The 15,619-nt window shown below is 44.1% G+C and carries 11 protein-coding genes; 3 read left to right on the top strand and 8 right to left on the bottom strand.

What is annotated here, in order from left to right; translation table 11 throughout:
* Positions 1-37: 37 nt before the first annotated feature.
* Positions 38-2,695, bottom strand: a complete 2,658-nt coding sequence (clpB, locus tag IE104_RS11375; protein ID WP_189418648.1) for an ATP-dependent chaperone ClpB — start codon at positions 2,693-2,695, stop codon at positions 38-40.
* Positions 2,696-2,918: 223 nt separating this feature from the next.
* On the opposite strand from clpB, the gene IE104_RS11370 reads away from it, so the two are divergent.
* Together IE104_RS11370 and IE104_RS11365 are read left to right on the top strand one after the other, a co-directional pair.
* Positions 2,919-3,821, top strand: a complete 903-nt coding sequence (locus IE104_RS11370) for a transporter substrate-binding domain-containing protein (RefSeq protein WP_189418646.1) — start codon at positions 2,919-2,921, stop codon at positions 3,819-3,821.
* A gap of 158 nt (positions 3,822-3,979) precedes the next feature.
* A complete protein-coding gene (locus tag IE104_RS11365) occupies positions 3,980-4,255 on the top strand; it encodes a hypothetical protein (protein ID WP_189418644.1) in 276 nt (91 codons plus the stop codon).
* Between the two features lie 35 nt (positions 4,256-4,290).
* Here IE104_RS11365 and IE104_RS11360 read toward each other — a convergent pair whose 3' ends face one another.
* Positions 4,291-5,880, bottom strand: coding sequence for an ABC-F family ATPase (locus tag IE104_RS11360; protein WP_189418642.1), 1,590 nt, complete (start codon positions 5,878-5,880; stop codon positions 4,291-4,293).
* Positions 5,881-6,094: 214 nt separating this feature from the next.
* Here IE104_RS11360 and IE104_RS11355 point away from each other — a divergent pair, with 214 nt between their 5' ends.
* The gene (locus tag IE104_RS11355) at positions 6,095-6,940 is read left to right on the top strand and encodes a transporter substrate-binding domain-containing protein (RefSeq protein WP_189418640.1); all 846 of its coding nucleotides are present in this window, start codon (positions 6,095-6,097) and stop codon (positions 6,938-6,940) included.
* A 61-nt stretch (positions 6,941-7,001) separates the two neighbouring features.
* Here IE104_RS11355 and IE104_RS11350 read toward each other — a convergent pair whose 3' ends face one another.
* The 6 genes from IE104_RS11350 to IE104_RS11325 form a co-directional block, all read right to left on the bottom strand.
* Positions 7,002-8,873, bottom strand: a complete 1,872-nt coding sequence (locus tag IE104_RS11350) for a putative glycosyl hydrolase (RefSeq protein ID WP_229837858.1) — start codon at positions 8,871-8,873, stop codon at positions 7,002-7,004.
* Positions 8,874-9,085: 212 nt separating this feature from the next.
* Entirely contained in the window at positions 9,086-9,958 is an 873-nt protein-coding gene (locus tag IE104_RS11345) for an alpha/beta hydrolase (protein WP_189418638.1), read from the bottom strand.
* A 251-nt stretch (positions 9,959-10,209) separates the two neighbouring features.
* A complete protein-coding gene (locus IE104_RS11340) occupies positions 10,210-11,010 on the bottom strand; it encodes a hypothetical protein (RefSeq protein WP_189418636.1) in 801 nt (266 codons plus the stop codon).
* Between the two features lie 84 nt (positions 11,011-11,094).
* Complete coding sequence (locus IE104_RS11335; protein WP_229837856.1) at positions 11,095-12,372, bottom strand: glycosyltransferase; 1,278 nt, start codon at positions 12,370-12,372, stop codon at positions 11,095-11,097.
* Positions 12,369-13,646, bottom strand: a complete 1,278-nt coding sequence (locus IE104_RS11330) for a TIGR03862 family flavoprotein (protein ID WP_189418632.1) — start codon at positions 13,644-13,646, stop codon at positions 12,369-12,371. The genes IE104_RS11335 and IE104_RS11330 overlap by 4 nt, the downstream gene beginning before the upstream one ends.
* A 32-nt stretch (positions 13,647-13,678) precedes the next feature.
* Positions 13,679-15,601: a sialate O-acetylesterase gene (locus IE104_RS11325; RefSeq protein WP_189418630.1), complete on the bottom strand. Its 1,923-nt coding sequence runs from the start codon at positions 15,599-15,601 to the stop codon at positions 13,679-13,681.
* Between the last annotated feature and the right edge of the window lie 18 nt (positions 15,602-15,619).

Genomic DNA, 15,619 nt, shown 5'->3' with positions numbered 1-15,619 from the left:
CCGTCAAATGACGGCCTTTTTTGTTTAGGGCATATCTTTACTGCAGTCGTTTTGGTTCAAAAACCAATTTGTCACCCTGAAGGGTGCCGTGGATAATTGAACCGGGCATAAACTTGCCCGACAAAATATCGTTTGCCAAGGTATTCTCAACCAACTGTTGAATCGCGCGTTTTAGCGGGCGAGCGCCGTACACTGGATCGAACCCAACCGCCGCTAGTTTATTCATTACAGCGTCATCCAATTCCAGACTCAAATCCCGCTCAGCCAGACGTTTCCGCAGCAGCTCCAACTGAATGTCGGCGATACCACGAATCTGTTCGCGTCCCAACGGATGGAATACCACCACTTCATCAATACGGTTGATAAATTCGGGACGGAAATGCCCACCAACCACCTCCATCACCGCATCTTTCATGGCGTTGTAGCGATTTTCGTTGTTGAGCGAATTATTCATATCGCCGGTAACGAATGAATCGAAGCTCACCGTATCAAACGACTTGTCCTCAGCTAACTCTTGAATACGATCTGAACCCAGGTTTGATGTCATTACAATAACTGTGTTGCGGAAATCTACCGTACGACCTTGCCCATCAGTCAGGCGACCATCTTCTAGCACTTGCAACAGAATATTGAATACATCGGGATGTGCTTTTTCAACTTCGTCGAGCAACAATACCGAATAGGGTTTGCGCCGAACAGCCTCTGTTAAATAACCGCCTTCTTCATAACCTACATAACCAGGTGGAGCACCAATCAAACGTGCGACTGAATGTTTTTCCATGAATTCAGACATATCAATGCGAACCATCGCATCGCTCGAATCAAATAAAAATTCCGCGAGCGATTTACACAATTCTGTTTTACCAACACCTGTTGGACCTAAAAATAAAAACGAACCGTTGGGGCGATTAGCGTCACTTAAGCCTGCTCGCGAGCGGCGGACTGCGTTAGCAACTGCAACCACTGCCTCGTGCTGGCCGATAACACGCTTATGCAGCGCATCTTCCATACGCAATAATTTTTCGCGCTCGCCTTCCAGCATTTTTGATACAGGAATCCCTGTCCACTTGGAAACCACTTCTGCAATTTCTTCGTCTGTGACTTTGTTGCGCAGCAATTTCATTTCCATCATTTCTGCCTGGCTTGCCATATCCAGTTGCTTTTCAAGTTGCGGAATAATGCCGTATTGCAATTCACTCATGCGCGCCAAATCGCCTTTGCGACGTTTATCTTCCAATTCCAAGCGCGCTTGTTCCAACTGAGTTTTAATTTCTTGCGAACCTTGCAGCGCAGCTTTTTCTGCACGCCAGATCTCTTCAAGATCATTGAGCTCACGTTCAAATTTATCTATATCCTGGTCGATCTTTGCGAGGCGTTTTCGGCTGCCTTCGTCTTCATCTTTTTTAACCGCTTCACGTTCAATTTTCAATTGAATTAAACGGCGTTCAAGGCGATCCATTTCTTCTGGCTTGGAATCAATTTCCATACGGATACGACTTGCTGCTTCGTCAATCAAATCAATTGCTTTATCTGGCAGCTGACGATCAGTGATATAGCGTTGCGATAATTTTGCAGCAGCAATAATAGCGGAGTCTGTGATATCCACACCGTGGTGAATTTCATAGCGTTCTTTTAAGCCGCGCAAAATAGCAATAGTGTCTGATTCATTGGGCTCGTCCACTTGCACTTTTTGGAAACGACGCTCAAGCGCGGCATCTTTTTCGATGTACTTACGATATTCATCAAGCGTGGTAGCACCTACGCAATGTAACTCACCACGAGCTAATGCAGGCTTCAACATATTGCCCGCGTCCATGGAACCTTCTGCTTTACCGGCGCCAACCATGGTGTGAATTTCATCGATAAATAAAATGACGCGGCCTTCTTGTTTGCCCAGTTCATTGATAACAGATTTTAAACGCTCCTCAAAATCACCGCGAAATTTTGCACCCGCGAGAAGCGCGCCGAGATCCAGTGACAACAAGCGTTTATTTTTTAAACCTTCGGGCACTTCACCATTAACAATACGTTGCGCCAAGCCTTCAACGATGGCCGTTTTACCAACACCGGGCTCACCAATTAATACAGGATTATTTTTAGTGCGACGTTGCAATACTTGAATAGTGCGACGAATTTCATCATCGCGCCCAATCACCGGATCGAGCTTGCCGGATTCTGCGCGCGCTGTTAAATCGACGGTATATTTTTCCAACGCCTGACGATTACCTTCCGAATCTGCATCGTCGACCGATTCACCGCCGCGTATTTTGTCAATGGCTTGTTGTAAGCGCTGCTCATTGCCAAATTGTTTTAACAATTCATTGATGCTGCTTTGCGAATCTTTCATCGCGACTATTAATACGGTGTCGCTGGAGACAAATTTGTCGCCAATTTTTTGCGCGTAGCGATCCGCTAAATTTAACAAGCGCCCCATCTCTGGTGACATACCTACTTCGCCCGTCGGATTTTTAATGCTAGGCAAATCATTCAATTTTTTGCTCAGGGCTTCGCGCAAGCCGGCAACATCAAAACCTGCCTGGCTTAATAGCAAACGCACACCGCCAGCGCCTTTTTGTTCGATCATGGCCCAGAGCATATGGATGGGTTCCAACTGGCTGTGGTCGCGCCCAACGGCAAGCGATTGGGCATCGGATAGCACCAGCTGCAATTGATTGGTTAAACGGTCGATACGCATGGAAAACCTCGAGTTACAAACGGCTAATATGACCAGGGAATCGTTAAATTCCTCACTGAAACAGACGTGGGGGCGTAAGCGCACAATTCAAGCGTGGCTACTTAATGTGAAGGAAGGAATAGTGCAAATATTGCGATAAATCAATTTTAGCCACATAGGCCTGGCAATATGTCTGGTTTATTTGATGCTAGACTCTTATTAATTCCTGTGGATGTCATCTGCCATGCGTATTAAGCATCTCATTTTTAGCGTGCTGTCCTATTCACTGAGCGTGTTGCTCTACGCATCTATTGCAGGCAGCTGTTATGCCCAGCAATCGGGCTCAACCGCAAACGCTAGCTATTCAAAAGCATCCCAAAAGCTATACGTCACCACACCACAGCCTGAGAAATCTTCGCTTGCACACGGCCAGTATTTTTCAAAGCTACTTGAACTGGCGTTGCAGAAAACCCAGGCGACAGATGGCGATTTTGAGCTTAGGCATTCTAATGATAGCTACACCAGCAACCGGCTTCTGGCGGAGCTAGTCCGCGGCGAAAATGCAATTAATATCATTTGGACATCTACCAGCAAAGAGCGGGAGCAACTATTACTCCCCATTAAAATATCCATTGTGCGCGGGCTGAATAGTTACCGGGTGTTTTTAATTCGCAAAGAAGATCAGGAAAAATTCCATAGTGTCCACAACCTAAACGATTTGCGTAAACTACAGGCCGGGCAAGGTGCCCAGTGGCCAGACACTGCAGTTATGATGAGCAATAACTTACCACTCGTTACCGCGGCACAATCTGATCTCTTGTTCGATATGCTTGCAGGCAGGCGTTTTGATTATTTCCCTCGCGGGCTCTACGAAGTTTGGGGAGAACAGGAACTTAATGCAGAAAAAGGTTTAATTATCGAAGATTCGTTAATGCTGCATTACCCTGCGCCCATTTATTTTTTTGTTAACAAAAAGAATACTGCTTTAGCAGACCGCATTGAACGTGGATTGCGCATCGCCATGCAAGATGGCAGTTTTGAACTGCTATTTTTTAGCGTTCCCGGCTTCAAACGTGGCTACGAGGAGCTGCTACACTCCTCGCGTCAGACACTCGAATTAAAGACAGATTTCCCCACTCAGGATTAATAGAGCGCGCAATACATTTCCAGGTTGCGCATGCAAAATGATCCTGCCTCACTGCTAATTACCCCATAACTTGATTACAGGTTATATAGGGTTGAATTCACAAAAGCCTACCCAATAATAAATTTATTACACAATATTTATAATTAATGGGGTAGGACATGCAGATAAGCCTTTATGAATATTTTTTGATTGGAACCGTGTTTGGCTTTTTTATTCTGGTTTGGCTAGCTATAAAACTTATCACCTATTTGCGCAGCAAAAGGCATAACAGGGAATTATGGGGCACGATTTTTGAGGGTGCTACTCATAAGCTCATAGATTTAGATGCGATCAAAGAGCCTGAGGTTTTTATTGAAAAGAAAGCCAAACAAAGTGGCCAAGCTGACGATAAAAATAAAAATCAGAAAGACGAAGAAATTTCCCAACCAAAATAACGCGCCCAACTCTCATGCGAATTGGGCGCATATTTTTAGTTTGTGAAGATTCCCTGCGAACGCAAATATTCTTCGTAGGTTCCACTGAAATCTACCAGACCTGTTGGTTGCATATCGATAATTCGCGTAGCAAGTGAAGATACAAATTCGCGGTCATGGCTAACAAAAATCAAAGTGCCGGGATAGTTTTCCAACGCAAGGTTGAGCGCCTCAATCGATTCCATATCCAAATGGTTAGTCGGTTCGTCCATCAACATGACATTGGGATTGATCAAACTTAATTTGCCGAACAGCATGCGGCCTTGCTCACCACCGGAAATGACTTTCACCGATTTTTTCACTTCATCGTTAGAAAACAACATTCTGCCCAAAGCGCCGCGAACCAATTGTTCATCGCCTTTGGTCCATTGTTTCATCCAATCAAAAAGATTATCGTCAACAGCGAAATCATCGGCGTGATCCTGCGCGAAATAACCAATTTCAGCCTGCTCCGCCCACTTCACGGTTCCGCTATCGGGCGCTAAGTCGCCGTACAAACAACGCAAGAGCGTAGTTTTACCGGCGCCGTTTGGACCGATAATGGCAATGCGCTCGCCCGCTTCCACTTGCAAGCTAAGGTCTTTAAACAGTGGACGATCAAATGTCTTGCTAATCGCCTCAACCGTTACCGCCTGGCGATGCAATTTTTTGTTTTGCACAAAACGAATGTAAGGACTAACGCGACTCGACGGTTTAATGTCATCTAACTGAATTTTATCGATTTGACGCGCGCGCGATGTTGCTTGCTTGGCTTTAGAGGCGTTAGCAGAGAAACGGCTAACGAAGGTTTGCAGCTCGGCAATTTGGGCTTTCTTCTTGGCGTTCTCTGAGAGCAACTTTTCCCGCACCTGTGTAGAAGCGGTCATGTAGTCGTCGTAATTACCGGGGTAAACGCGCAGCTCGCCGTAGTCCAAATCTGCCATGTGGGTGCACACCGCATTAAGGAAGTGACGGTCGTGCGAGATGATAACGATGGTGCTATTGCGCTGGTTAAGTACGTTTTCCAGCCAGCGGATGGTATTGATGTCGAGGTTGTTTGTCGGCTCGTCGAGCAAGAGCACATCAGGATCGGCAAACAAGGCCTGCGCCAATAGAACACGCAGTTTCCAGCCCGGCGCTACGGCGCTCATCAAACCTGTGTGTTGTTCAATGGGGATTTCCAACCCCAGCAACAACTCGCCAGCGCGGGCTTCAGCGGTGTAACCGTCCATCTCCGCAAATTGCACTTCCAACTCGGCCACGGCCATACCGTCGGCTTCGCTCATTTCCGGCAAACTGTAAATGCGGTCGCGTTCGGCCTTCACCTTCCATAAATCCGTGTGCCCCATAATCACGGTATCCAGCACCGTGTATTCCTCGTAGGCGAACTGATCTTGCTTCAACTTCCCCAAACGTACATTTGGCTCCAGCATTACCTGGCCAGCGCTAGGGACCAAATCACCGCCCATAATCTTCATAAAGGTGGATTTGCCGCAGCCGTTGGCGCCGATCAAACCGTAGCGATTGCCATTGTTAAATTTGACCGAAACGTTTTCGAACAGCGGCTTGGCGCCGAATTGCATGGTGATGTTAGCGGTGGAGATCACAAGAAATACCTGACAGATAGAGAGAAAAACCGGGGAAACAACTAAGGGCGTGCATTCTACTCAAATCGGGCTGCGATTGCCCCTAAAGTCGCAAATTAATCTGGCCTCGACACATGAGGCGGATCATTTGCTGGCGGTCGCGACAGATTGTCTCACGGGTCAAGCAAAGCCGACTAGACTCAAGCTATACACCCCAACCTGCCAGACATCATCCATGCGCCTACTTGCTTTCAGCGTGACTCGATTCGGTAAATTGGCAATTTTTTGCACCGGCTTATTCATAGCGAAGCAGAGCCTGGCAGATGTACTCACTATCACCATCCCGCCGCTGGAACAAAGTGCGCAAACTTCAATTTATTACCCAAAATTATTGCAGCTGGCGCTAAGCAAAACAGAAGCGACTGATGGCCCTTTCAAAATTGTCCAATACCCCACGCTACTCACCAAGGCGCGCTTTGAAGCGGAGCTGAAACGTCAGGGCAAAGGCATTATTGATGTCATGTGGGCAACTACCAACAGCGAATTGGAATCCACACTTTTGCCCATTCGTATTTCGCTTTTAAAAGACTTAACGAGTTACCGTATTTTTTTGATCCGCAAAGAAGATCAGGAAAAATTCAACAAAGTAAAAACATTAGATGATTTGCGAAAATTAAAAGCAGGCCAAGGCATGCGCTGGACAGATACCAACGTGCTGAAAGTAAATGATTTGCCAGTGGTGACATCACCTATGTTTGAGCCACTGTTTAATATGTTACTGGGAAAACGTTTTGATTATTTTCCACGTGGATTAGATGAGATTTGGAACGAAGAAAAACTATTTAGTGACAAAGGCATTGCCATTGAGCAACACATTATGTTGAGCTACGTCACGTTAAAATATTTTTTCGTCAGCCCCAATAATCCCAAACTGGCAGACCGAATAGAAAGAGGTTTAAAAATAGCGATTGCTGATGGCAGTTTCAACCAACTGTTTTATAGCATCCCCGGCTATAAACGTGGTTACGAAGAAATAGCCAATAAAGACCGACTGGTGTTAAAGCTAAAACCTTTAAAATAAATGTTGTAACAAATAAAAAGGGGCGCCCTACTGGACGCCCCTTTTTATTACCAGAGTTCAATTACTGCAACTTAAACACACGATAAGAATGTGGTTTAACAGTTACACTGAACACACTTTTTTCACTACCCACTGCTTTACCCCAATGCATGTCAGGTTTTCTAACCTCAGCTTTCAAGACTTCATTAGTAAGTATATCTTTCATCTGGGTAAACTCTTTTACCGCAGATACTTTCACGTCAACTGGCGCATCGCGATAGCTCTGAACGATCAGGGTGTTGTTGTCGTACAAAAATAAACTCATCTGACCCGGGCCTTCCAATACGGTTTTATCATCGCTCAATTCGCGTTTGAGTTTAGTTAAAACCTCAGCAGGTAGCTGGGATAAGTCCGCAAAATTTTCCGGTACCGCCAATACTAACAAGCGACCTTTGGAATAATCAGCCCCATGCAACAGCGGCCAACCATTAGGGCCATCATAACTGGAGATAACTTCCCAGGAGTCATTAGTTAAGTATTGAATTTGCGGAATTAGAATCGCTTTGTCACCGTGATAAGACTTTCCATTAAAGAAGAAATCTTTTACCAAGGCTTTTCTGTCGGTGTATTGCAATTCGACTATATCACTCAATTTATCTTGAATAGCTTTAAGCAATCCAGACGTAATGACAACTTTTTTACCCGCTGTTAATTGCGCTTTAATTTGTGGCACCAGCTGTTGATCAAACTTGGCAGACTCGGTTAACAAAATAACATTTTCATCTTTAGGGAAATAAGGAACCATCTCAATGGGGATACCTGCATTACCTAAAAAGTTCTGCAAGAAATCCTCGCCCGTGGAATGAAAAGGCTTATAGCTCTTTAACCCTACGGGATTTCCTAACTCACCCAAAAACTTGTCCACTTTTTCAAAAGTAATACCAGCCACCCTGGCAATCGTCGTTGGTTTTATCGACTTACCATCCACCTGAACTGGCTTCATCATTTCAGCATAATCAAAGCTGGTACCCGTGCCCTGCCAGGACGCTTTTAATTTTTCAGTGAGGGGTGCTTGAATATTTTTTAAGTCAAACAAAGCAACTTGCGGAGCTTTTGCAAAAAGCGTCAACCACAGTTGTTCACCGTAACGGTCGTAGGTTTTAATGCCGAAAGGATCAACCCATCCGCCGCCATTGCGGCCGGGCGCAATATTTTCAAAATAACGAATGACTTCATAACCCAGGTATTCTTGTAAATGCTGTGCGCTTAGCGTGGCATCACGGGTTTCTGTACCTGTATAAATACCATCAAACAATTTGGGTTCAGTTTCAAGGTTAAAACCCAAGCCCTGAAAGTGTTCATACCAGTTAGGGTACTTCACAATAACCTTAACATTAGGATTCACCTTCTTGGCAGATGCGAGCATGATGTTTTTGGTAACTTCCGTCATCAAATCCAAACGGTACTGAGTCCAGCTCTTGTTCCCCTTGGCTTTAATTTCAATATCGGATTTACAACTGGTAAAAAAGAAATCGTCGAAAATCACTTCATCAAAATTCTTTGCAGTAAATTCAATAATCTCTTGCACTTTTTTACGGTGCTCAGGATTGCTGTAGCAAAAGGTTTCAAAATTGTTGCTTTCGTCAATCGTCCAGGTAATACCACCAGCCATCTCAACGCCTTTTTTCTTAAAATAGGCTTTGGCAGTGTCTAATGTTTTCTGGTCAACCATGACAAGGTCGCGATGGGTTTCTAAATAGATCTTGTCGACCTTAAGTTGGTTAGTGACTTCCGTCCAGGTCCTATCCAACCATTGTTCGTCTGCCATCAACTTGGTTTCGTAGGATCTGGAATAAACTGCTACTTTAAAATTTTTATAATTTTTCTGTGCCTGGGCAGGAACTACAATAACCGCAAGCATAAAAGCCAACATCAAGTGATTTATTTTTAACATGATGATTATCTTATGAAGAGTTTTAGGGACTGAAGGCCGACGCCAAGATGCAACATTGATCCTTCACTGCATTAAAAAAGCGGGAGAGATTATAAGCAGCCATGCCACAAGACGTAGCTGCTATTGGTTATCTTTATTAATACTCACAAAACTTGATGTAAGTGAACAGATGTTAACCTAATGCGTTTTTAATCATCTTATAAATGATTTAATTATTTCGCACCCGTAATGGCGCGCTCCAATCCACTTGGCCCCGCCGGCTTTTTGGTTTTCCACACCCACATCAAACCGCGCACATAACCATCACCTTTTACACTGGTGTGATCAAGCCCTTCCATAGAATAATTTAGTAATTCCAGACCTTGGTATTGGCGCGCCTCAATTTGTTTTTGGAATTGAATAATCGGATCGCGAAAGGATGGGTATTCAGTAGTACCGTATGAAATAAACATACGGCCATTTAAAGATTTGTTTTGATTAGCGTAGCTTTCATCCAGCTTAAACAAAGCGCCATTATCCCAACTTGCGGCAGGACTTATAGCAATGAACCCTGAAAAGAAATTTGGTGCTTGATAAGCGGCAGTAATGGTAAAAAGCCCGCCCAAAGAGTTACCGGATAACACCCTATCCTTTTTATCGCCACGGAATTTTGCCTCAATTAAAGGCGCAGCTTCTTTTTGAATAAAATCTAAAAACAAATTCGCTTTGCCAGACTGCTCACCCGCAACAGTAAACGTGTAATCAAGGCGTCGCTCTTTGTCATAGCTGGCAGACGACGGATAAGACAAACCCACCATAATAAATTCGGGCACCACATTGTCATAGGTTAAATTGCCGTAGGTAGATACCAGCAAAGGCGTATCCCAATAAGCATCAAGATAATAAAGCACCGGATATTTTTTATTAGGGTTAGTAGCGTAGCTCGACGGAAGCACCACAACCAGTTCGTGATCACGCCCGGTAAACTTCGAATGTATGGGGACTATTTGGGTGTTGTTTAGTACAAAAGGTTTATAGGTTTCTGACCAAGCAGAAGTCGCTCCGACAAAAAACATCAGAAAAACCAGAAAAAATTTCTTGCACATAAAACCTCCTATCAGAAATAAGCTAGTTTAAAGCTCCCCAGTGTAGATTTGTGTGGAGGGAATTTGGTGGGAACTTACGAAAATTTACGATGGATGGGCTTTAGATGCGTAATGTGGATTAGTGGCAAAGCCAGGTAGGTGCATGTGATTAGTTAAACAATATGAACAGACAGATACCTGATATTTAAAAGATAACTTATGCCAGAGTCCATATATTGGTGTGAATTAATAAGAAACGTTATTCGAGTAACTCATACTACTGCATTTGCCAAAGGTTTAAATCTAACGCCTCGAATTCCACTATCAACAATTGCTCGATATAGCGCTGCGGAAACTATAACTGCTTGCCACGCACTACCCCCACTTCCAAACCATTGTTCTGTTTTAAAAATAGGCGTATCAGTTTCTAAATCAACAGGAGGAAAAAAGCCTCGACTATGAGGAAGATATTTCTTTGCCCCGCATTTTAAACAAACTTCATATTTATTTTCCTCCGTCATTCTCACAGCCACTCTATTAGATATTTCTAGCTGAAGAATATCAGTTAATGCATTCAAGGTTTTATTCGAAACGACTTCAATTCTATTAATGCCAAAAGGACTAAACACTGAGTGCCATACATCCGGCTGTACAAAATAATCACCGAAAATCCAATTGAGCTGAAGGATAGATCGCTGCCCCCACCCAGGATTTTTTCTCATTCGAAATGGATTATTTTGCACATACCCAGTATTACATAATTGACAGCAATTACTCATGTCATATGTTTTATCCTTGTAACTAGCATCATCTGATGGTTCAGGATATCCATGGTGCCAATCAGGAATCATTTCTAAATAATGTGCACTATTAAGCTCTTCTTTCTCAAAACTAGATGCAACAATATCCACTCCCTTAAACGACTCAATTAAAACCGAGACAGCAGGCCAACGTTCATCTTGCTCGTCAATATCGAAAGTTGTAAATCCTACATTTAGAACAAGTCCTATTTTAAAAAAAGCATTTGCAATGCGTTCATCTACTGACAAAGTAACCCTATGGTTGATCTTCATTAAACACCCACCCAAATTTCTAATAATAGTCTTGCGTGAATTGTAAACAGCCTTAAATTAAGCATTAATAGTTCCAATGATGGCTTACTTATTCTTAGCCTCAATCCACTGCGACATATACTGTGTGCTTTTTAGCGAATGATGGCGCAGCATGGAGCCGATAAAATTTTGCTGACGCTCCAGTTCATAATTTTCTTCCAAGGATTCAAAACGGTCTTTAAGTTCCTGCGCGTAATCTTTATTTAAAAAATAGTTTTCCAGATTATTCAATCCACAGTCTTGGGCTTTTTGCCATTCAGATTGATCCGTGTAGAGCTTTATTGCCGCAACTGCAAGATTCTCCAAATCATTTTGAATTGCACCACCCCACGGCGTTCCATCATGCATAGCTTCTGCGCCTATGGCTGTTGTTAGGCTGGGTGTTCCGCATTGCATTGCATCCATTAGTTTGCCTTTTATGCCAGCACCAAACCGTAAAGGTGCCAAGCATACCCGGGCGTTTTTCATTACATCAAAGGCATCATCAGCCCAGCCTTTTATATGAAAGCCCTGTTTTGGATTATGTAACTGCGTCGCTTTCGGTGGAGGGTATGAGCCGTATACATGCAGTTCAGCTTGCGGAAGTTGCGCGCGAATTAACGGCCATATTGCATGTTTTAAATAAAGCACAGCATCCCAATTGGGTTCGTGGCGAAAATTCCCAATGCTAATAAAATGCTGGCGCTCATTAAAATCTGGCAAAGCCTGTGCTTTACGAACAGTCAAAAATGGGCAGTAATGTAATAACTGTGGAGGTACTGAAAAATAATTAATTAATAATTCGATTTCAAATGTAGATATCATCAAGCTTAGATCGCAGCGAAAAATGGCAGCAACTTCACGCTGCGCCATATCATCATTCGCCATCGTCTCATAAAGCTCAGCTGCATTTGCCAAGACAGGATTCACACTTTGGCGAGCTACTTCACTGTCGATATTTTTTTGTGATTGTTTTAATAACTGATGTCGAGCATGACGAAGGCTATGTAAGTCCTCCGTATCAAGTAAACGTAAAGCAGTTGGGCACACCTGTTCGACTCGCCAACCAAATTGCTCCTCTGTAAAAAAACGGTCAAACAGTACGGCATGCGGCTTTAAATCTGCGATGAAGTCATTAAAGCTTGAATCGTTAAGTGCAATAGATTTTTCTTGTATGCCCAGGCAAGCTAAATCTGCCCTATGATCTGAAAGTGCAGCAGCAGAGGCAAAAATTATTTTCCATTGCTGCGCCAGAAAAAAATGAATTAATTCCATCATCCTGCTGCCAGCAGCTGATGATTTAGGTTCGGGCCATACATAACCAATAATTAATAATGTTTTCACGCATCTAGATCCTTCAAGTAACTCACGACTCCGAGGCCCGCAGCGCGGCCCGTTGCAAAACATGCCGTCAACAAGTAGCCCCCCGTAGGAGCTTCCCAATCCAGCATTTCACCGGCGCAAAATACGCCGGACAACTTAGTCAGCATTAGGTTGGAATCAAGTTCGGAAAATTTAATTCCGCCAGCAGAACTTATGGCCTCATCAATGGGGCGAAAAGCAGTGAGGGACAAAGATAGATTTTTTAGCGCCTGTGCAATTGCTCGGTTATCTTGCCAGATAGAAACAGGCGTTAATTCACGTAACATTGCAAGCTTTATTGGTGGAAGATGTAATTGCTTTCGCAAAAAATTGCTGACCGAGTTTTTACCGCGCGGCTTATTTAATTGCGCAATAATTTTTTCTTCGCTGAAATCAGGTAAAAGATCTATGAGAAGTTCGGCAGAGCCATTAGCTAAAATCTGTTCGCGCAATATCGCTGAAAGCGCGTAAATGCTAGTGCCCTCAACACCTGTTTTGGCAAGCATGGCTTCACCGCGAATCGAATGCACAACGCCGTTCAGATCCTTTGTACGCAAGCCTACGGTTTGCAAGGGTGCGCCAGCGAAAGCATCTTTAAACGGCTCACTCCAAGCGCATTCAAATCCGCAATTGCTGGGCAATAGTTCGGTGATTTGAATAGCTTTATCACGCAATAAATTTACCCAAGCACCATCGGAACCTAAACGTTGCCAACTGGCACCACCAAGCGCTAGCACTACTGCATCTGCAGAAAAAATTTTCTCAACTAATTCATTACTGTTGTGCTCTGTGATTTTAAGAGCACCCGCACTATTCCAACCATTCCAGCGATGACGCGGATAAATTTGCACACCCATTTCACGCAATCTATGCAGCCATGCGCGTAGTAAGGGAGCTGCTTTCATATCCGTTGGAAACACCCGACCTGATGAACCCACGAAGGTTTCCACACCTAAGCCATGAATCCATTTACACAAATCTTCTGAGGAAAATTTTTCGATAAACGGTTTTATATGGGACGAGGATTGACCGTAGCGAGACAGGAATTTTTCTTGCGGCTCAGAGTGAGTAATATTCATGCCGCCAACACCCGCTAACAAAAACTTACGGCCAACTGAGGGCATTGCATCAAAAAGAGAAACATGAAAACCGGCGCTGGCGATAACTTCCGCAGCCATTAAACCCGCAGGCCCACCACCAATAATGGCGACCTGCGGAAGGGAGACTTGAGTATTTTGTAAATGTAGCAAGGGCATTACCTTTGTACTGTTAATGCCCGGCCCGGAGATTATTGCAGAGATAACTCGAACGGCGATGCAGGCAAACCAGCTTTATTATACAGATTTGCGCCCTCTGGGTTATCTGCCCACGCATAACGCACGCTAACAGGCTCGGCAACATCATCACTCCACACGACTAATTTATTGCCTTGAAGCTTTGCTTTAGCCCACACGTATTTTTTGTCGGCACCGGCAATGGCGATATGATGTAAAACGCCGTCTTTAGTGATTTCCAAATCGCCACCCGCTTTATCAAAGCCAACAATCAAACTCTTTTTATCGCGCTTAATGTTGATTGCGTTGGGGCTTGTAACTATTTTCTTATTGCCATAAGCGATGCGTTGCGCAGCCAATGCTAAACGCTCACCAACAGCTTGCTTGTTTAACGGATGAATATCGTTCCATTCACCCACATCACTTGCCACCACCATAGCTGTATTTTTTACGCTCAAGGTTTTGCGTTGTGCTTCACGGGTTGCCGCCCAGTCGCTTTCGCGCGGCTCAGGATAAGCATCCATGAAGTTTGCGAGTTGTACGAAAATAAAGGGGAAATCACCTTGCTTGAATTGTCCGCGCCAATCAGAAATTAAATCTGGCATAAGCGTTTCATATTCTTTAGCGCGAGTGGTATTAGATTCACCTTGATACCAAATTACGCCTTTTATCGCCAAGCCCAAAGTTGGTGCCAGCTTGGCATTAAACAGTGAGGCTGGTTGATATTGCAGTGTGGTTGTTTTCGGCATATCGCCAGTGCGTGCTGCAATTTTATATTGCCAATCACCGGCTAACGGAATTGCCTCACTACCTAAATCTAATTCATAGCGTTTTTCTTTTACAAAACCTGCGTTGGCTGTGTAACTGGTGACGCGGATACTAATCGTATTTTTACCGGCTTTTAGCAGCCCCGAAGGAACAGAATAAATACGCGGCGGATATTTATAACCGGTTTGACCAATTTCTTTTCCATTTAAAAACACTTGGTCACCGTCAACAATTACTCCCATCCACAGCGTTGCGGCTTTACTTGCCTGCTCTGCCGTTAAGTTAAAGGATTTACGGAACCACACGGCGCCCTGAATAAAATCGCTACCCTGTTCTTTTAAATATCCCGGAACGGTAAAATTTTTCCAATCTTTGGTATCAAGATTTTCATTCGACCAATTGCCTTTTAAGCCTTCGTCTTTCGCTGCCAAATCAGCATACCAACCTGCACTTGCAGCTTTGTCGGTTGCAATAGTTTTGGCTACAAACTCATCGCTTTTAAATGGTTGCAGCTGCGCCAGGTAATGTGGATATTTTGCCAAACCCGCTTCACTCACCCATGCCTCTGCCGGTGAACCTCCAACAGGAATTGTGATCAAGCCAATTGGGGCTTTAAGTTTTTCGTGCAATGCACGCGAAAAGAAAAAACCGACGGCAGAAAAACCAGAAAGATTTGCTGGCTCTGCAGCTTTCCACTCGCCTTGCGGGTAATCATCTACAGGGCCTTTAAAGTTATAAATAACCGGAACATTGAATTCACGCACTCGGGGAAGATGAGTTGATTCAATAAGGTTCAGATATTGGTACTTAACACGCCTTAGGGGTAATTCCATATTGGACTGCCCTGATGCAATCCATACATCGCCAAACAAGACATCTTTTACCTGGAGGTGATTTTTACCCTGAATATCTAAAACATAAGGACCGCCAGCGGCCAGGGGTTTAAAAGTTAACTGCCAACGGCCTGCTTGCGCTTTAGTACTGAGTGTTTGTTTGCCTAAGGTGACCGTCACCTCCTCACCTTCATCTGCCCAACCCCATATATGTACCGGTTTATCGCGTTGTAAAACCATGCCATCGCTCACCAGACGCGGTAACTTCACGTCGGCAGCAGCACCAAATGCAACAACGGTCAGGTAGATACATACAAAACGCAGTAGTATTTTCATTGTTAGCTCTCTTTATTA

The organism is Cellvibrio zantedeschiae (assembly GCF_014652535.1).
GTDB lineage: Bacteria > Pseudomonadota > Gammaproteobacteria > Pseudomonadales > Cellvibrionaceae > Cellvibrio > Cellvibrio zantedeschiae.
Note: the sequence above shows the minus strand (reverse complement) of the source record. Positions and strands in the feature narration are given on the sequence as shown.